Origin of the sequence: Bradyrhizobium huanghuaihaiense, from assembly GCF_025200885.1 — a bacterium.
Taxonomy (GTDB): domain Bacteria; phylum Pseudomonadota; class Alphaproteobacteria; order Rhizobiales; family Xanthobacteraceae; genus Bradyrhizobium; species Bradyrhizobium huanghuaihaiense.
The window spans coordinates 3387415-3405652 of the sequence record NZ_CP104172.1 but is presented as its reverse complement, the minus strand read 5'-3'; the positions used below and the strand labels follow the sequence as shown (position 1 = coordinate 3405652).

At 65.1% G+C, this 18238-nt stretch carries 11 protein-coding genes; 1 reads left to right on the top strand and 10 read right to left on the bottom strand.

Translation table 11 applies throughout. The features are described from left to right. Positions 1-288: 288 nt before the first annotated feature. Together N2603_RS15990 and N2603_RS15985 are read right to left on the bottom strand one after the other, a co-directional pair. Entirely contained in the window at positions 289-2577 is a 2289-nt protein-coding gene (locus N2603_RS15990; RefSeq protein ID WP_260389566.1) for a DUF1522 domain-containing protein, read from the bottom strand. A 360-nt stretch (positions 2578-2937) separates the two neighbouring features. Next, positions 2938-5226, bottom strand: coding sequence for a DUF1522 domain-containing protein (locus N2603_RS15985; protein WP_260389565.1), 2289 nt, complete (start codon positions 5224-5226; stop codon positions 2938-2940). 321 nt (positions 5227-5547) lie between these two features. On the opposite strand from N2603_RS15985, the gene flbT reads away from it, so the two are divergent. Beyond that, entirely contained in the window at positions 5548-5985 is a 438-nt protein-coding gene (gene flbT, locus N2603_RS15980; RefSeq protein WP_260389564.1) for a flagellar biosynthesis repressor FlbT, read from the top strand. 91 nt (positions 5986-6076) lie between these two features. Here flbT and N2603_RS15975 read toward each other — a convergent pair whose 3' ends face one another. From N2603_RS15975 to msrB, 8 genes are all read right to left on the bottom strand, one after another. Next, positions 6077-7573, bottom strand: a complete 1497-nt coding sequence (locus tag N2603_RS15975) for a pyridoxal phosphate-dependent decarboxylase family protein (protein ID WP_260389563.1) — start codon at positions 7571-7573, stop codon at positions 6077-6079. Further along, complete coding sequence (locus N2603_RS15970) at positions 7570-8823, bottom strand: ATP-grasp domain-containing protein (RefSeq protein WP_260389562.1); 1254 nt, start codon at positions 8821-8823, stop codon at positions 7570-7572. The genes N2603_RS15975 and N2603_RS15970 overlap by 4 nt, the downstream gene beginning before the upstream one ends. 1 nt (position 8824) lies before the next feature. Then, positions 8825-10447, bottom strand: coding sequence for a hypothetical protein (locus tag N2603_RS15965; protein WP_260389561.1), 1623 nt, complete (start codon positions 10445-10447; stop codon positions 8825-8827). A gap of 10 nt (positions 10448-10457) precedes the next feature. Beyond that, positions 10458-11240, bottom strand: coding sequence for a hypothetical protein (locus N2603_RS15960; protein ID WP_260389560.1), 783 nt, complete (start codon positions 11238-11240; stop codon positions 10458-10460). Between the two features lie 73 nt (positions 11241-11313). Beyond that, positions 11314-13197, bottom strand: coding sequence for a flagellar protein (locus tag N2603_RS15955; RefSeq protein ID WP_260389559.1), 1884 nt, complete (start codon positions 13195-13197; stop codon positions 11314-11316). Between the two features lie 20 nt (positions 13198-13217). Then, the gene (gene flgK / locus N2603_RS15950; RefSeq protein WP_260389558.1) at positions 13218-15101 is read right to left on the bottom strand and encodes a flagellar hook-associated protein FlgK; all 1884 of its coding nucleotides are present in this window, start codon (positions 15099-15101) and stop codon (positions 13218-13220) included. 36 nt (positions 15102-15137) lie between these two features. After that, positions 15138-17414, bottom strand: coding sequence for a flagellar hook-basal body complex protein (locus N2603_RS15945; RefSeq protein WP_260389557.1), 2277 nt, complete (start codon positions 17412-17414; stop codon positions 15138-15140). Positions 17415-17705: 291 nt separating this feature from the next. After that, positions 17706-18218 carry a peptide-methionine (R)-S-oxide reductase MsrB gene (gene msrB, locus N2603_RS15940; protein WP_260389556.1) on the bottom strand — a complete coding sequence of 171 codons (513 nt, stop codon included), beginning with the start codon at positions 18216-18218 and terminating at the stop codon, positions 17706-17708. Positions 18219-18238: the final 20 nt, after the last annotated feature.

The window sequence follows — 18238 nt, the reverse complement described above, 5'->3', positions numbered from 1 at the left end:
TTCTGGATCGAGTGACGGCCACAGGGTGCGCCGACATGGCTAACAAAGCGTGAAACGAACATCGTCCGCATAAGCGCCGGTTCACCATAAGCGAGCGAGCGGTGGCGTCGCGGCTGGCAACCCGTCTGAAATCATTGGCGATTCTTTGCGCTTACGCTCCATTAACCATAACCGCTGGTTACTTTTCAGAGCCTCGCACGGTGTCGCAGATGTCGACGAACAGACGCAAAAAAGCGGCGGGGCCGAAGCCCCGCCGCCGGATCTTGCTTAGCGAATGTCAGCCGCTTGTTAGCGGAGCAGCTGGAGCACGCTCTGTTGCGACTGGTTGGCCAGCGACAGCGCGGAGACCGCGATCGACTGGCGGGTCGACAGCGCCTGGCTGTTGGCTGCCTCGACGTTGGTGTCGGCCAGCGTCAGGTTGGACGAACCGGTCTGCAGCACGTTGATCAGGTTCTTGTTGAAGTCCTGACGAACCTGCACGATCGTCAGGTTCGAGCCGAGCGCCGAGGCTTCCGAACGCAGCGTGCTCGACGCTGAGTTCAGGTTGGTCAGCACCTTGTTGGTGGCAGCGTTGTCGATGAAGTCGACACCGCTGGTCAGCGCGGCGAGGCCCAGACCCTTGGAGTTGTAGGTCACGCCGGTGATGCTGAGGTTCGACTTGCCGGTCTCGTCGAACACCAGCTTAAGCTGGTCGCCGTTCAACAGGTTGACGCCGTTGAACGAGGAGTCCTGCGCAGTCGAGTCGATCTGGTTCAGGATGTTGTTGTACTGAGTCACGAGGTTGGCACGCGAGGTCTGCGCAACCGCATCCTGGACGGGGGTGGAAGCCGTCGAGAAGGTCAGCGACGTGGTCAGCGTGCCGCCGATCGCACCACCCGCGGCGCTCGAACCGATGGTCGAGGACGCGTAGTCGTTGGTGGTGGAGACGGTCAGCAGGCCGTTGGCGTCGATCGTTGCCGTCAGGTTGTTGGCCTGAAGCTTGGTGTTGAGCTGATCGAGCGTCTTGACCGTGCCGTTGGTGCCGTCGCCGAAGGTGACGTTGACCGCCGTGCCGCCGCTGAAGGAGGCGAAGGTCAAGGTCTTGCCGGTGATGCCGCCGACGCCGGAGGTGCGGGCCGCGGTGAAGGCGGTCGCAGTGCCGGTGTTGCCGGCAAGGCCGAGCGCATTCAACGCATTGCCCGTGCCGGTGATCGACAGATCGGCGTTGACGCCGGTCGAGAGCTTGAGCTGGCCCGAGGCGTTGATCGACGAGTTGGTCTGGCCGGTGGCCGTCGCAAGCGTCGCGGTGCCGTTGGCATTGACCGTCGCGGTCTGCACGCCGGTGGCAAGGTCGATCGCCTTCAGCACGTCATTGAGCGTGCCGGCCTGCAGATAGACCGTCGAGTTGCCGTTGCCGTCGGTGAGGACGTTACCGCTCGTACCAAAACCACTCGGAACGCTCGGAGCACCGGTCGAGCCCGGGATCGGCGCGTTCTTGAAGGTGATGACGTGACCGTCGACGTTCAGCGTCGAACCGTCAGCGATGGTCGCGCCCAGCGAGGCCGCGCTCGTGGTCCGGTTGACGTTGACGGTGGCGTTGCCGCCGCCGACGGCCGTGGTCAGGCCGAGCGCCTTGAGCAGGTCGGCCTTGCCGGTGACGCTCAGATCCGCACCCGTCGAGCTCTTCAGCGTGACGGCGCCGGCAGCAGCGGTCGAGACTGCAGCACCCGGCTGGCTGGCGCTCACGGAGATCGTCGCAGAGCCGGAGCTGATGGAGACCGTCTTCACGCCACTGGCCAGATCGATCGCGGACAAGAGATCGTTGACGGTCGCAGCCGGAGTACCCGCCGTGCCGAGATAGACGGTGGTGTTGCCGTTGCCGTCGGTGACGAGGTTGCCGCTGACGCCCGAGCCGGTCGCAACCGCGGTCGACGCCGGAGCAGCACCGCTGCGGAAGGTGATGGTCTTGCCGTTCACGGTCAGCGTGTCGCCGTCGGCAGGCTGGGCGTTGCCGAGCAGGCCGCTTGCAGTCGTGCCGTTGGTGGCGATCAGGGTGATGGCGCCGGACAGGGCCGTGGTGCCGTCACCGGCCGTTGCGCCAGTGCTCGCAAAGGAACCGATGGTCGCGCCGAGCGTGGTGGTGCCGGTCGCCGCGGTGGTGCCGCCGGCCGCGCCGCTATACACGACGTTGCTGCTCGCCGTCGCACTGGCGAAAGAGGTCGTACCGCGCAGGTCGGCCGACGTCGCACCCGAGATGGTGGTGGAGACGTTCGACTTGGTGGAGTAGCCGACCGTGGTCTGCAGCGCCTGGTTGGCGATCGACTTGGCGCTGTCGATCAGCTTCTGCAGCGAGGTGATGCCGGTGTTGGCGGCCTGCAGCACCTGCACGCCGTTGGCGATGCCATCGAGCAGGTTGTTGATGTCGCTGGCGCGGTTGTCGAGCGACTGGGCCGTGAAGAAGTTGGTGGGATTGTCCAGGGCCGAGTTGACGCTCTTGCCGGTCGACAGACGGCTCTGCGTGGTGGCGAGAAGATCAGCGGTGGACTGGAGAGAGAGCAGGTTCTGACGAACCGATGAAGAGAGAACGATACCGGACATTGAGTGTTACCCTTCTGGTACGCAACGCAACAAACTTCGATTAGGATTAATCGATGGCCGGGACGGTGAACGTTGTGGGCTAACAAAGCATGAAGCGTGTCGCTCCAATCCTTGCGCGGATTCACCATACGCGCCTCCGGAGCCAAATCGTGCTCACCGATATCGTCATGATAGGATGATGCTTTTTGGTGCAGCGACGAGGCGTTTGCGACTTGTCAACCATAACTCAGAGTGAGCAATTCGCTGCATCCGAATGCAGCGTCCTCACCTCGCCGGACGGCACTGCGACGCCGGCGCAAAAAGAAAGCGGCGGGGCCGAAGCCCCGCCGCCGGATCTTGCTTAGCGATGTCAGCCGCTTGTTAGCGGAGCAGCTGCAGCACGCTCTGCTGCGACTGGTTGGCCAGCGACAGCGCGGAGACCGCGATCGACTGGCGGGTCGACAGCGCCTGGCTGTTGGCCGCTTCGGTGTTGGTGTCGGCCAGCGTGAGGTTGGACGAACCGGTCTGCAGCACGTTGATCAGGCTCTTGTTGAAGTCCTGACGAACCTGCACCACCGAGAGGTTCGAACCGAGGCTCGAAGCTTCCGACCGCAGCGTGCTCGACGCGGCGTTCAGGTTGGTCAGCACCTTGTTGGTGGCAGCGTTGTCGATGAAGTCGACACCGCTGGTCAGCGCAGCAAGGCCCAGACCCTTGGAGTTGTAGGTCACGCCGGTGATGCTGAGGTTCGACTTGCCGGTCTCGTCGAACACGAGCTTGAGCTGGTCGCCGTTCAACAGGTTGACGCCGTTGAACGAGGAGTCCTGCGCGGTCGTGTCGATCTGGTTCAGGATGTTGTTGTACTGAGACACCAGGTTCGCACGCGAGGTCTGAGCAACCGTATCCTGGACGGGGGTGGAAGCCGTCGAGAAGGTCAGCGACGTGGTCAGCGTGCCGCCGATCGCACCACCCGCGGCGCTCGAACCGATGGTCGAGGACGCGTAGTCGTTGGTGGTCGAAACGGTCAGCAGGCCGTTGGCGTCGATCGTTGCCGTCAGGTTGTTGGCCTGAAGCTTGGTGTTGAGCTGATCGAGCGTCTTGACCGTGCCGTTGGTGCCGTCGCCGAAGGTGACGTTGACCGCCGTGCCGCCGTTGAAGGAGGTGAAGGTCAAGGTCTTGCCGCTGATGCCGCCGACGCCGGAGGTGCGCGCCGCGGTGAAGGCGGTCGCAGTGCCGGTGTTGCCGGCAAGGCCGAGCGCGTTCAGCGCATTGCCCGTGCCGGTGATCGACAGATCGGCGTTGACGCCGGTCGAGAGCTTGAGCTGACCCGAGGCGTTGATCGACGAGTTGGTCTGGCCGGTGGCCGTCGCCAGCGTCGCAGTGCCGTTGGCGTTGACCGTCGCGGTCTGCACGCCGGTGGCAAGGTCGATCGCCTTCAGCACGTCATTGAGCGTGCCGGCCTGCAGATAGACCGTCGAGTTGCCGTTGCCGTCGGTGAGGACGTTACCGCTCGTACCAAAACCGCTCGGAACGCTCGGAGCACCGGTCGAGCCCGGGATCGGCGCGTTCTTGAAGGTGATGACGTGACCGTTGACGTTCAGCGTCGAACCGTCCGCGATGGTCGCACCCAGCGAGGCCGCGCTCGTGGTCCGGTTGACGTTGATGGTGGCGTTGCCGCCGCCGACGGCCGTGGTCAGGCCGAGCGCCTTGAGCAGGTCGGCCTTGCCGGTGACGCTCAGATCCGCACCCGTCGAGCTCTTCAGCGTGACCGCGCCGGCAGCAGCGGTCGAGACCGCAGCACCCGGCTGGCTGGCGCTCACGGAGATCGTCGCAGCGCCGGAGCTGATGGAGACCGTCTTCACGCCGCTGGCCAGATCGATCGCGGACAAGAGATCGTTGACGGTCGCAGCCGGAGTACCCGCCGTGCCGAGATAGACGGTGGTGTTGCCGTTGCCGTCGGTGACGAGGTTGCCGCTGACGCCCGAGCCGGTCGGAACGCCGGTCGACGCCGGAGCAGCGCCCGAGCGGAAGGTGATGGTCTTGCCGTTCACGGTCAGCGTGTCGCCGTCGGCAGGCTGGGCGTTGCCGAGCAGGCCGCTTGCAGTCGTGCCGTTGGTGGCGATCAGGGTGATGGCGCCGGACAGGGCCGTGGAGCCGTCGCCGGCCGTTGCGCCCGTGCTCGCAAAGGAGCCGATGGTCGCGCCGAGCGTGGTGGTACCGGTCGCCGCGGTGGTGCCGCCGGCAGCGCCGCTATAGACCACGTTGCTGCTCGCCGTGGCGCTCGCGAACGACGTCGTGCCACGCAGGTCAGCCGCGGTCGCACCGGAGATGGTGGCCGAGACGTTCGACTTGGTGGAGTAACCGACCGTGGTCTGCAGCGCCTGGTTGGCGATCGACTTGGCGGAGTCGATCAGCTTCTGCAGCGAGGTGATGCCGGTGTTGGCGGCCTGCAGCACCTGCACGCCGTTGGCGATGCCATCGAGCAGGTTGTTGATGTCGCTGGCGCGGTTGTCGAGCGACTGGGCCGTGAAGAAGTTGGTGGGATTGTCCAGGGCCGAGTTGACGCTCTTGCCGGTCGACAGACGGTTCTGCGTGGTGGCGAGAAGATCAGCGGTGGACTGGAGGGAGAGGAGGTTCTGACGAACCGACGCGGAGAGGACGATGCCTGACATGACTCTGTTACCCTTCTGGTAAACGACGCTACTGTTACGCGTCTGCTTGGATCGAGATTGACCCAGCGACCGGCGGACCCTGGCGTCGAGACCTCTAACGAAACATGAAATGAAATCGGCGCTTTCGCTCAGTCAGCGCGTGATTCGGCCGATCCAGCCACCGCCGACGCTGCACCGCCGCGCAACTCCCACGTTGATATGATTGATCTTTTCGGCGCGAACAGCGCCAATTTAGAACTCGTTAACTAATGTTGAGGGAGTATTGCGCCCTGATCCGCCCCAACTCACGCTCGGTTACGAAAGCGTTGATGGAGAACAGGCATGGCTCTCAAGGTCGAGCTCAAACCGCACGAACGCATCATCGTCGGCAATTCCGTGATCACCAACACGGACCAGCGGGCTCGCCTCCTGATCGATGGCGAGAACGTGCCGATCCTGCGCGAGCGCGACATCCTCACGCCCGAGACCGCCGACACCCCCGCCAAGCTCGTCTACCTGGCGGTCCAGCTCATGTACATCTCGCCGGATCCGCAGACCCAGCACGGCACCTATTTCAACCTGGTGCGGGACATCGTCACCGCGGTGCCGAGCTCCTGGCCGATCATCGAAGGTATCAACAACAACATCCTGAACGGCGACCTCTACCGGGCGCTGAAGGAAGCCCGCAAGCTGATCGCCTATGAGGAGAAGCTGCGCAGCCAGTTCGAGGCCACTCATCCCAAGGCGGTAGCGACGGACGACGTCAGCAGCGCCGCCTGACGCAGGCGTTCGCGCGAACGACCAAGCCGCACAAACGACAACGGCCCCGGATCGCTCCGGGGCCGTTGTCGTTTCAGCCATGCACCCGATGCTATTGGGCCACGAGCGGCGGCGCCTCGACCTCGATCACTCCGCCGCTCCGCCGTCCGCCGAACTCCAGCACGGCCGCAACCAGCGCATCGATATCGATCTCGTTCGTTCGGTGATTGACGATCGCGGCGCGGATCGCAAACTTGCCGTCCAGCGTCGTGCCCGAGGGCGCGGCGATGCCGGACTCCTGGATGTCGGCAACGATCTCGCGATTGACCGCATCGCCGCACCGATAGCGGAAGCAGACGATGTTGAGATTCACCGGCGCCAGCAACTCCAGCCGCGGTTCGGCCAGCACGCGCGCCTCCAGATATTTGGCGAGCGCGCAGCTTCGCGCGATCACCGCACCCAGCCGGTCGGTGCCGAACGTCTTCAGCGTGAACCAGGTCTTCAGCGCCCGGAAGCCGCGCGACAGATCGGGGCCGAGATCGCAGGGCCAGACCGCACCTGCCGCAAGCCCCCTCGCCTCGCGGCTGAGATAGGCCGCCGGCTGCGCAAAGGCCTGCCGGTGCTGCTCGCCGTCGCGCACCAGCAGGAAGCCGGCGTCATAGGGTACCTGGCCCCATTTGTGGAAGTCGAGCGCAATGGAGTCGGCGAGCTCGATGCCGCCGAGCAACGGCGCGAGCTCGGGAGAGAGAATTGCGAGCGCGCCAAAAGCGCCGTCGACGTGAAACCAGATTCCTTCTTCGCGGCACAGCTCCGCGACGGCCCTGAGATCGTCGATCGCACCGACATCGACCGTGCCGGCGGATGCGACGACCAGGAACGGCTTGAAGCCGACTTCGCGATCGGCCGCGATCTGCGCACGCAGCGCGGCCACATCGATGCGGTGATCTGCATCGACGCTGATCTTGCGCAGTGCATCAGTGCCGAGCCCGGCGATGTCCATCGCCCTGGAGACACAGCCATGCGCGGCCCGCGACGTGTAGGCCGTGAGCAGCGCGCCGTCATTGCCGATGCCGTGCTGCCGCGCCAGCGTGCCGAGCGCAGCGTTGCGTGCCACCAGCACCGCCATCAGATTGGCCATCGATGTGCCCGTGACGAAGATGCCGCTCGCTTCTTCCGGAAAGGCGAACAGGCGGCGCATCCAGTCGACGATCTGGCGCTCGACCTCGATCGGCATGTGGTCGCGGCCGCCGAGATTGGCGTTCAGACCCGCGGCGAGCATCTCCGCGACCATGCCGACAGCCGTGCCGCCGCCATGCACCCAGCCCATGAAGCCCGGATGAATGTTGCCGGTCGCGTAAGGCGCGACGTGCTCGGCGAATTCGCGATAGACATCGGCGAGGTCGGTTGCCTCACGCGGCACATCGGACTTGATAGCCGCGCGGACCTCATCGGGGATCGGCCGCCAGACGGGACGCCCGCGGACATTGGCGATGCCATCGATCGCCTCGTCGAGCATGCGATGGGCGAGCGCGCGGAATTCGCTCCAGTCCTGCGGATCGAGCGAAGTGTGCGTGACCGAGCCTTGCGTGTTGCGGATGATCTCGTTCATGCTGCAGCCCCCTCGCCCGCCATTGCATGCCGCGACAGCATCGCCGTGAACGCGGCGAAGATCTTGCGCATCTGCGGCGGCTTGTATGGAAACACGGCGGGCGGATCCATGTTGTGCACGACGGCGGTGTTGTCGGCCTCGAACACCAGCAGCTCGCCGTCCTGGTTCTCGGCGCAGTCGACGATGAAATAGTCGAGGCCGACGCGCCGGCTCATCTCGTCGAGCGCATTCTTGTGGCGTGCCGCGAAGGCGTGATCGAAGTCTTGCATGAAGACGGCCTCTTCAGCGCGCTTCTCTTCGCTGAACGCCATGTAGGCGTTGAGATACCAGATGTCCCAACGATCGGCGATCGCCATGTGACAGGCATAAGGCTTGCCGTCGACCATGGTGAGCCGGATCTTGCGAAAGAGCCCGTCGGAGCTCGCGTAGTTGACGAAACGCGCGACGAAAAAGTCCTGCTCCTGTCGCTCGGCCAGATAGGCCTTCAGCGCCGCAGCATCGTCGACCTTCGCGAGCCCGACGCCGGCGTGCGTGCCGCGCGGCCGTACGATCATTGGAAAGTGCAATTCGCTCGTAATCTCCGCGCAAGCGATCCGTCCCTCTGAGAGAGCCGTCAATTGCGCACGGGTCGCGTTGGCGGTCACGGGAATATCGAGACCGGGGATATCAGCCAGCAACCGATAGAGCTTGTCGCGATCGAGATTGCCAATCAGCTCGGGGCGATTGAGCAGCGGCCGCGGCCAGCGCGGCGCGGCCTGTTCGATGACGGCGAGTGCCTCGCGGCATTCCGCGGAATCGGAGGCGACCACGATGGCGACGTCATGCTCGGGCAATGTCTCGGGCAGGCCGACGCCCTTGACCACGTAGAGCGTCAGCAGCTCGATGTCGGAGCCTTCGAGCAGGAACTCGATCGGCGTATTGCCGCCCATGTCGATATCGGCCGCGAGCGCCAGCACGCGCATGCGCGGTTTGGCAGCCGCGCAAGGCGTACGAAACAATTGATGGAAGGCGAGCACCTCGGTCTGGATCACGAGGCCGGCCTCTTTCTCGCCGAGCAGCTGGGCAATCAGCGACAGGTCCAGCCCCTCGCCCGCCTCCGCGGTTCCTTCCGCGATCCGCGCCAGAAGCTGCTCGCGCAACGGATGCAGATTGCCGCCCTCGAAGGCCCGGCGCGTCAACTGCGCAAAGCCGATACGGTCGGAATGGGCTGGCGCGGTGGCGCCGTTCGGGGCGGAAACAGGATGCAGCATCTTAGGCCTCGAGCACGAACTTCCCCGGCGCAGCCGTGGCACCGTCGAGCAGCAGCTCGATCTTCACCAGCACGTGGGCGATGCGATCGAGGATCTGCTGCAAATTGCGTTGCGATTGTGCGGCGTCCGCCGACCAGGCTTCGGTGACGAGCCGCGCGCCGACACACAGCCGCAGCAATCCTTGCTTGCCGTCCGCCCGCTCAAGCCGTACCGGCTGACCAACGAGGCAGCGTTGTGCGGCGACCTGCCGGTCCGCCGCACTACCGCCGATGTCGTTGCTCATGTCACGCGCCAGAGCGCGATGCACCGCGCTGGTGTCCGCGATGGAGACCGGCTTGCCGTCGCGCAGCAACGTGAACGGAAAGATCGTGGCCGCCGCAAATTCCTCGTCATCCACGTCGGCCTGCCCGGATGCATTCGGAACGGCTTGAAACGATGGCGACAGCGCGATCATGCTATCGATGCCGGCAGCGAGCTCGGCCAGCGCTTTGGCGCGGAATGCGCCCGGCACGGCATAGTAGCTGCCGATCTGCGCCAGTGCGGCCTCCCAGCGGAGCCATTGACCGAAATTCGGCCGGCGCTCGAATCGCGAGCGCAGCGCCGTCCAGGCCGTCGGCCAGTCGCAGCGGCCGGCATAGTCGAAGATGCCCGGCGCCATCGCGCCAATTCGGTCGATCGACCGCGACAGGCCCTTCGGCACCAGCAGCGCGCCGCTGAAGGCGGGGCCGCCGAAGAATTTCGAGCCTGTCATCAAAACCATGTAACCGCGGTCGAGATAGGAACGCAGCCGGCGGCGACCGAGTCGCGCCTGGCAGGCATCGACGACCACCTGAACCTTGCGCGGCCAGCGCCGCGCGATCTCATCGAGGCAGGCAGCACTCGGCGCGCGCCAGCCGAGTTTTGACGAATCCATGATGTGCAGAAGAACGCACCGGCCTTGCGCGAGGCTGTTCTCGATTGCACGCATTACTGCAGCGTCGGCATCGGCGCGCATCGCGATGTCGGACGCGGCGGCGTCGAGCAACGGCACCGCGATGCTGTCACCAGCAAGCCCGGCCACCGCACTGTCCTTGCGCACCGCAAGGCCGCTCGCCGTCAGCGTGCTGAAATGGCGCCCGCCCGCAGTATGGGCCGTCCCGCTTCCGGTCTGATCGGCGCCGACCACGATCGTCACCGGCGGTGCGCCGAGCACCGCGCGCGCCAGGAACAGGGCATGGAGCTGGGAGTCGGTGCCTGACGGCGAGAACACGATGTCGACGCGCGGCGAGAGCTGGAGATGGCCGCGCAGCTCCTCGCGCATGCCCTCGCAGCGTGCGTCGAAGGCGACCTCGACCTCGTCGAACAGGCATCGGTGCATCAGCTCTTCGCGCGCCAGCGCAGCGCGATCGTAAGCGGCTTGCGAGATCGTGGACGCGGTCGACGAAGCAAAATTCCAGATCTCCGGCTCCGGCGATGGCGCACAGCCATAGGCATTGACGCGATCGTCAGGATCGAGCGTCAGGCGCGGGTCGCCGCCGGAGACCAGCAGCGTGTCGAGCGGCGTGAAGAGATCGCGCAAGCGATAGCGCGAGCCGCCGTCGGACGCTCGTTCGATGTCTGGCAGACGGGATGCGCCGGTGCTCATCCCGAAGCGCTCAGGCCGCGTCGGCCGCCGCCGCAGGCGCCGGCGCGAACTGAGAGGCGATATCGCCGTGGAACACCGACGGCCCGACATGGTCGAGCGAGCTCTGGATGTCGGCCCAGATCTCGCCGCCGATATCGGTCCAGCGCTTGCAGAAGGCGAAGTCCTCGGAGAGATAGGTGCCGGTCGCCGGGTCGATCATGCATTCGAACAGCGCAAACCTATTCTGGCTCGCCGCCAGCGTGTCATGCGAATGCTCGCGGAAGAACTGAAGGTTGGCGTAGTCCGGATGGCGGCACATCGCCTCCAGCACGTGACGGCGGATCATCAGGAAGCCCGTGCCGGCGTAACGTACGCGGGTAAAGCCGTTGACCACCACGATGCGGTCGGGATCCTCGATCTCGAGCACGTAGTCGAGCGAGGCGGCCGGCACGTCGGCCCGACCTGACTGGATCGCACGCGCGGCCTTGTCCCAGTTGACCCGCTTGATCGGATAGCAGCCCGCAACGACGTCGGCGCCGCATTCGATCAGCCGGAACACCTGCTCCGGCTTGAAGCCGATATCGGCGTCGATGAACAGGAAGTGCGTCGCCTTGGGATCGTCCAGGAACATCGCGGCCAGATTGGCCCGCGCCCGCGTGATCAGCGCGTCGCCGTCGCGCAAGTGCACCTTGAGCTCGAGATTGGACATGCCATGCACGGCGCGCTGGAGCGCGAAGATCGAGCTCGCATAGATGCTCGACACCTGCCCGCCGAAGCAAGGCGTTGCCACCACCAGCTGCATCCTGTCAGACATCGACCGCTCCGCCCCCGCTTGCAATCCTCACCAAGAGGTAAACAGGCATGGTTAACGGCGTCTTAACGCAACCTTACAGGAACTTGACGAGCGAGAGCTGGGCGAGTTTTGAGGTGGTCTGGTAGGACGCCTGAAGCGCATTCTGCAGCGCCAGGATCTCGCTGGCGACCTGGTCGGGCGAGGCCGATTCCGCCTGGTCGACGATGGTCTGGAGCTGCGCCTTGGCCTGGGTCTGGCGCGTGGTCGCGTCCTTCATGGTGTTCTGGGCCATCGCGATGTCGGTCTGGATGTCCTCGATGCGCTGCTGGCCCGGCTGCTGGGTCAGCGCCTGCGTCACCCGCAGGCTCAGCGCCGAGACCTGCCCGCCGGAATACTGCCCGGTCGGCGAGGTCGAGAACGTCCCGAACACGGCGATTGCCTGCAACTGCCGGCGGATCGCGTCCTCGTCCGCCTGCGCGCCGTACTGCACCGTGATGGAATCGTCGACCGGCGCCATTGCGGTCGAGCGCGCCGGGCCCGGCCCGTCATTGCCGAGGTACCATTTCACTGTCGTGGCCGAGCCGTTCACCAGCGTTGTTGCCGAGCTCGCCGGCGACCAGCCGACGCGCAGCGGCGGCTGCGTGGCGGTCACCGGCGTCGCGCTGAAGCCGAGTGAGCCCAGCGCGCCCGTGTTCGAGCTCGTGATGTTCAGGCTCGCCGCATCGTCGGTGTTGATCGTGATCGCGCCGCCATGAACCGTCGACGGCTTCGACGTCCCCGTGATCGCGTCGATCTTGCTCAGCAGGGTCTGGATGCTGTCGGTGACGTTGAGCTGGTTGCCGGTCGCGCCCGAGCTGACGAAGGTGAGCGTGGTGCCGTTGACGGTGATGGTGTCGCCGGCGGCGAAGCCCGGCGAGATCGAGTCCGAGGGGCTGGTGCCGGACAGCGCCGTCGCACCGCTGATCGGCGCGGGCGGAGCCGCCTGGTTGGTCTTGGCAGCGCCGATCGCCGAGCTCGCGGTGTTGAAGAAATTGTCTCCGGCGGTGACGGCCGACGCCGCGACGAGCGAGGTGTTGGCGAGCTTCTTGATCGCCGTGTTCAGCGCCGTGTTGAGATTCGACGCGGTATTGTTCGGGTTGACCGGAACGCTCGCATCGATCGCGAAGCTGCCGAGCGGCGTCGGCGTCGCCGAGGACGCGGTCAGGTCGATCTGCTCTGTCGTGCCGTCCGGCAGCGTGAACTGAATGCTCAGCTTGTCGCCGTTGCTGGGATTGTTGCCGTTGAGATCGACGGAGAACGACACCGGCGAACCGCTCGGGCCGGTGACGGTCGCACCCGTCAGCGTCGAGGACACCGACTTGATCTTGAGCCCGAAGGGCGAGCCAGCGACGTCTTCGGACACCTGCACCGAGCTCGGCGTCGGCTGCGTCTGCACCAGCCGCCCCATGCCGTTGGCCCCCAAGTCGGCGGCCTGGCGCTCCGCCATGACGGTCTTGAAGCCGGCCTGCGTCGTGGTGCCGTTGATGATGTCGCCGGCGTCCGCAACCGACTGCGTGTTGACCGCCGTTCCCGAGAACAGATAGCGGTTGCCCGTCTGCGTATTGAGCACGCCGACCATCGAGCCGAACTGGGCGGCGGCGGTGTTCTGCGCGATCGTCTGTCCGTTGACGTTGAGATCCTGCGCGGTGTTGGCGGAGCCGGTCTGCACCGTGCTGCGGATCTTCGTCAGCGACTGCAGCGCGGTATTGGCAAGGTTGATGCTCACGTTGACGTTCGTGATCGTGTCGGTATAGGCCGCGATGTTGGAGAGCTGCGCGCGCGAAGCGATCGCAAAACCCTCGTTGGTGCCCATGCCGGCATAGTTCTGCGACAGCTTGCCGGTCGAGAGCTGCGTCGACAGGTCGGTGAGCTGCTGATTGATGTTGCGGATCTGCGAGCCCAGAACCGACGAGGAATAGTTGATGCTGCTGATCGACATCTTTCAGAGCCCTGTACTGGTTACCTTTGAGCCTGGATCAACGTGTTCATCATGCTCTGCACCACCGACATCACGTGGGCGTTGGCGGCATAGGCATTCTGGAGCTGGATCAGGTTCGACATCTCCGAGTCCAGATTGACGCTGGAGGTCGAGTTGAACTTGGCCTGGAGCGTCGAGACCACGACACTCTGGCCCTGTTGCAGCTGGGTGGCCTGGGTCGAGGCGTTGGCCTGGATGCTCAGGAACTGCTGGAGGTAGTTCGAGACGCTGCCGGTGAAGGGCTGGTTCGCCGAGCCGAGGCCCGTGGTCGGCGAATAGGAGAACACCGCGCTGATGAGCTGCGAATAGAGATAGTCCGAGCGCGTGGTATCGCCGGCGGGCGTCACCGGCGAGGTGTTGTAGACCGACAGCCGCGTGGGATCGCTGACCAGCTGCGTGTTCACGGCGATGCGCCCGGCAAGGCCGGTCAACTGCGAACCCGATGCCGTGATCGCACCGGTGTAGAGCGCCTGCCCGCCGTCGGTGAACACCGCCAGCTGCGGGCTGCCCGAGGTCAGCGACGAGATCGTCTTGGTGGTCGAGGCCGAATTGACCTTGGCAAGGCCGCTATTGTCGTCGGTGACCCGCAGCGTCGTGGCGGTGGCCGGCGACGGCGCGGCGGAGAACGTCAGGTGCGAGCCAGGCAGCGCGGTGTTGAGCGCAGCGGCGATCGCACTCATGCCGCCGGAAAAGTTGACGCCCACCCGCATCGGATTGGCGTTGGTGGCATTCTGGAGCGGCAGCGCCGCCGGATCGGTCACGTTGACGAGCGTGACCTGGCGCTGTGTGTTGGTCGCGGTGTCGGTATAGGTGATGTTGACCGTATTGCCGGGCTGCGCACCGGCAAGGTCCAGGTCGAACCCGGCCGGCGGGCCCGAGACCGTGCTGCCGGCCGTGGTCTTGTCCGACAGCGCGCTCGACATCGTCGCGGCGAGCTGGTCGAGCTGGGTCTGCGCCTGCACCAGCGTCTGGTCGCGCAGCTTCAGGTCGGCGGCGATCTGGCCCGAGGAGACCACGTTGTTGGCGACGACGTCGACCTGCGAGCCGTTCGGCAGTTTGATGTTGAACGCACCGACGCCGGACTTGGCCGGGTCGATGTTGTAGAGCGAGGTCGCCGACAGCGCGCCGGCCGAGGCAAAGGAGAATTGCGAGGCAAGCCCCGCGCCGACCAGCTGGATGCCGGTCGTGGTGTAGATGTTGGCCTGGTTCGAACCGTCGGTGGTGACGCGGACGTCGACATATTTCGACAGCGTGTTGATGGCCTGGTCGCGCTGGTCCATCAGCGTCGCGGCCGAGGGATCGTTGGCCGACAGGCCCTGAAGCTTGGTGTTGATGTCGGCGACCTGCTGCATCGCCGCGTTGGCGGCTTGCGCCGAGGTGCCGAGATCCTGCTCGACATTGGAACGCAGCGACTGGACGCCCTTGGTGGCGAGATTGAGCTGCTGCGCCAGCGCCTGCGCCGCGCCCAGCGCAACGGTCTGTGCCGACGACGCGCCCGAGCTCGTCGACAGCGCCTGCAGCGCCGTGGTGAATTTGTTCAGCGCGGTTTCGAGCGTGCCGTTGTTGCCGGGCGTGCCATACACACTCTGAAGCTGCTTCAGGATGTTGGCCATCTGGTCGGCGTAACCGCTGCCACCGGTCTCGGTGCGCAGCTGGTTCAGCACATAGGTGTCGAGCTCCCGGCTGACGCCGGTCGTCATCGCCGTCGAGCCGAAGTCGCCGGTGGTGACCTCGATCTGGTTCGCCTTCTGGACGACGTAACCCGGCGTCTGCGAGTTCGCGACGTTCGAGGAGACGATCGAGAGCGCGGCCTGGTTGGCACGCAGACCGCTCATCGCACTGGCAAGGGCTGAACTCAAACCCATGTGTACTTACCCGCCTTTGGTTACGTCACGTGCCGATCAGCGCAACACGTTCAGGAGGTCCTGCACCATCGAATTCGCGGTCGTGATCACCTTGGTGTTGGCCGAATAGGCCTGCTGGGTCACGATCAGCTTGGTGAATTCGTCGGCGATGTCGGTGTTGGAGCCTTCCAGCGACGAACCGCTGATGGTGCCCGAAGCGCCGTCGATCGCAGGCCCCGATTGCTCGGTCGCTGCGTAAGCGCCGCCGTCGAGCGCCTTCAGGTAGTTGGTGCCGTTGAAGTGCGACAACGAGACCTGCGCGAGGTCGAGGTTCTGGCCGTTGGAGAAGGTGCCGACCACGAGGCCGTTGTTGTTGACGGCGACGGAGCGGAGCTGACCGGCGGCGTAGCCGTTCTGGGTGATGGTGTTGATCGTCACCGCTCCGCTGGTGCTGGCATATTGCGTCAGGCCGCCCTGGGAGATGTTGAAGGCGACAGAGCCGAGCGACTGGCCGCTGACGCTGACATTGTTGATGGTGACGCCCGAGGTGCTCGGCGAGGTCAGCGAGCCGTCGGCGGCGAAGGTGAAGGCCTGCCCGGTATTGACCCAGCCGACCGTCGTGCCGGTCGCGTTCGGGTCGGTCTGATAGAACAGGTTCCAGGTGTCGGAATGGCCGGTGCCCAGCGAGGCGCTGTCGGTCTTGGCCCAACGCAGCTGCAGGTTCACCGGCGTGCCCGCGGCGTTGTAGGCGGTCACCGCACCGCCGCTGATCGATTCCTTGGTGAAGGTGGCGATGTCGTTGCCGATCACGCCGCCGGTGCCGGCGGTGCCGCCGCCGCCGCGGTTCTTGGAAATGGATGACGTGAAGCCGAGCGCGGCGAAGGCGCTGCTGTTGTTGCTCGTCACCGTCAGGGTCGGATTGGCGATACCGGTGTTCAGCGTGATCACGCCGTTGCTGATCGAAGAACCGCTCGCGCCGCTGAGCTGGTCGATCTGGGAGAGCAGGGTCGCGATGGAGTCGGTGATGTTGATCTGGTTCGGAGGGGTGGCGCCAGAGTTCACGAAGGTGATCGTATTGGCGGGTCCCGTGCCGTTGACCTGGATCGTGTTGCCGGCCACGAAGGGCGTCGACAAGACCTCGGCCTGGCCGGGCTGCGCGGTGCCGCCGAGCTGTGTACCACTCGTGATCGCAGGGGTGGACAGCACGTTACCACCGCGCGTCACGCTGCTGACGCCGAGCAAGCTTGCCGCAGTGCCGCCGATCGTGACGTCGGCCGTGGTGCTGGATGTGATCTGGATGTTACCGCTGGAGTTGATCGTCACATTGGAGGCGGGAACGCCGGCTCCGGTCGCGATCTCATTGAGGACGTCCTGCATCGTTGAGGTGGTCGGCGACTTCAGACCGATCGTGGTGACGATTGGGGGGCCCGCGGCCGTCGAAGTGTTCGAGACGGTGTTGTCGAAGTTGATGGTCCGGTTGTTGACCGTCAACGACTTGCCGGCGAGGTTGGTGAGAAGGCTGTTGTTGAGATGCGGGGATACAGCGGAATCGAGCGACGTGGCGCCAGTTGCCGCCGCCGAAGCGCTGTCCAGCAGTGTCACCGTGCCGGTCGCGGTCGTTGCGGTATAGGCCGAGCGCAGATTGCCGGTGGCCGCGGCGCCGGAGATCGTCGCATTGGTGTAGGGCGGCGGCGGCGTGCCGACGATCAGCGGGTTGGCGGCGAAGTCAGACGGATTCAGGCCGCCGGCCGCCAGCAGCGTGCCTTTCGCCGCGGTCGAGCTCGCCGCCGTGTTCGGCACGCTCGGCAGGTTCGCGGCGTATTGGATCGAAGTGGTCGCCTGGGCCGGGATGAAGTTGTTCTGGAATTTCAGCACCGTCGCCACGTTGCCGGTCGGATTGCCGGTCTTGGGGTCGACCGTGGTGCCCATCAGGTAATAGCCGGCGCCGTTGACCAGGTTGCCGTTGGCATTGAGCTGGAAGTCTCCGCGGCGGGTGTAATAGGTGACGCCGCTGAACACCGGCACGTTGTCGACGACGCCGGTCGCCTTCTGGATCGAGAAGAAGCCGTCGCCGGTGATCGCCATGTTGGTGGCGACGGTGGAGGACGAGATCGTGCCCTGGGTCGTGATGGTCGCCTTGGCGTTGGCCGTCACGCCGCCGGCGACTTGCTTGCTCGGCACCGAGGCGTCGGGAATGAGATCGACGAAGCTGGTTCCGATGCCCTTGTAACCGGTGGTGGATGAGTTCGCGATGTTGCCGGAAATGTTCTGCAGCGCGTAGGACTGCGCCTGCAGACCACCCACCGAGGTGTTCATTGCATCGAAGATACCCATAACTTTGTCTCCAAATCCGATCTCGGCGGCCGGTCGACCATGGCCGCAGTCGGAGGAGACAGTCGCAAGGGCTATGCCAATGCGGGTATCTTCAGGAAATCAATGACTTAATGAAAAAGCCCCGGTCTGATGACCGGGGCACAATTGCCGGGACCGGCAACAATTGCCGGGGCACATCGTCGTTCCGGGGCGATGCGAAGCATCGAACTCTGGTGCGCAATTGCGCACCTGAGAACCTCGAGATTCCGGATTCGATGCTCACGCATCGCTCCGGAATGACACCTCAACTCACTACGTCGCCGAGGCCGCAGCCGGGTGGAAAACCAGCCCGAAACCGTCGATGCAGTAGCGCAGTCCGGTCGGCTTCGGACCGTCATCGAAGACGTGGCCGAGATGGCCGCCACAGCGCCGGCAATGCACCTCGGTGCGGAGCATGCCGTAGGTGCGGTCCTCGGTCTTGCCGACATTGCCCTCGATCGGCTGGTAGAAGCTCGGCCAGCCCGTGCCGCTCTCGAATTTGGTCTCCGACGCAAACAGCGGCAGGTCGCAGCCGGCGCAGGCGAAAATGCCCTTGCGATGCTCCTTCAAGAGCGGGCTGGAGCCCGGCCGCTCGGTGCCGTGATTGCGCAGGATCTCATATTGCTGCGGCGTGAGCTGGGCACGCCATTCGGCCTCCGTCTTGGTGATCTCGAACGTTTCCGCGGCCTTCTCGCCAGCCTCGGCAGGTGATCCTCTCAACCAGCGGAAGGCCGAAAGGCCGAACAGGCCGGCGACAGTCGTTAACAGGATGCGGCGGTCAAACATCTCATTCTCCGTGCGCGGGG

Excerpts from the sequence above, each read along its gene's own strand:
- N2603_RS15990 (WP_260389566.1), bottom strand. The coding sequence starts at position 2,577 with ATGTCCGGTATCGTTCTCTCTTCATCGGTTCGTCAGAACCTGCTCTCT.
- N2603_RS15985 (WP_260389565.1), bottom strand. The coding sequence starts at position 5,226 with ATGTCAGGCATCGTCCTCTCCGCGTCGGTTCGTCAGAACCTCCTCTCC.
- flbT (WP_260389564.1), top strand. The coding sequence starts at position 5,548 with ATGGCTCTCAAGGTCGAGCTCAAACCGCACGAACGCATCATCGTCGGC.
- N2603_RS15975 (WP_260389563.1), bottom strand. The coding sequence starts at position 7,573 with ATGAACGAGATCATCCGCAACACGCAAGGCTCGGTCACGCACACTTCG.
- N2603_RS15970 (WP_260389562.1), bottom strand. The coding sequence starts at position 8,823 with ATGCTGCATCCTGTTTCCGCCCCGAACGGCGCCACCGCGCCAGCCCAT.
- N2603_RS15965 (WP_260389561.1), bottom strand. The coding sequence starts at position 10,447 with ATGAGCACCGGCGCATCCCGTCTGCCAGACATCGAACGAGCGTCCGAC.
- N2603_RS15960 (WP_260389560.1), bottom strand. The coding sequence starts at position 11,240 with ATGTCTGACAGGATGCAGCTGGTGGTGGCAACGCCTTGCTTCGGCGGG.
- N2603_RS15955 (WP_260389559.1), bottom strand. The coding sequence starts at position 13,197 with ATGTCGATCAGCAGCATCAACTATTCCTCGTCGGTTCTGGGCTCGCAG.
- flgK (WP_260389558.1), bottom strand. The coding sequence starts at position 15,101 with ATGGGTTTGAGTTCAGCCCTTGCCAGTGCGATGAGCGGTCTGCGTGCC.
- N2603_RS15945 (WP_260389557.1), bottom strand. The coding sequence starts at position 17,414 with ATGGGTATCTTCGATGCAATGAACACCTCGGTGGGTGGTCTGCAGGCG.
- msrB (WP_260389556.1), bottom strand. The coding sequence starts at position 18,218 with ATGTTTGACCGCCGCATCCTGTTAACGACTGTCGCCGGCCTGTTCGGC.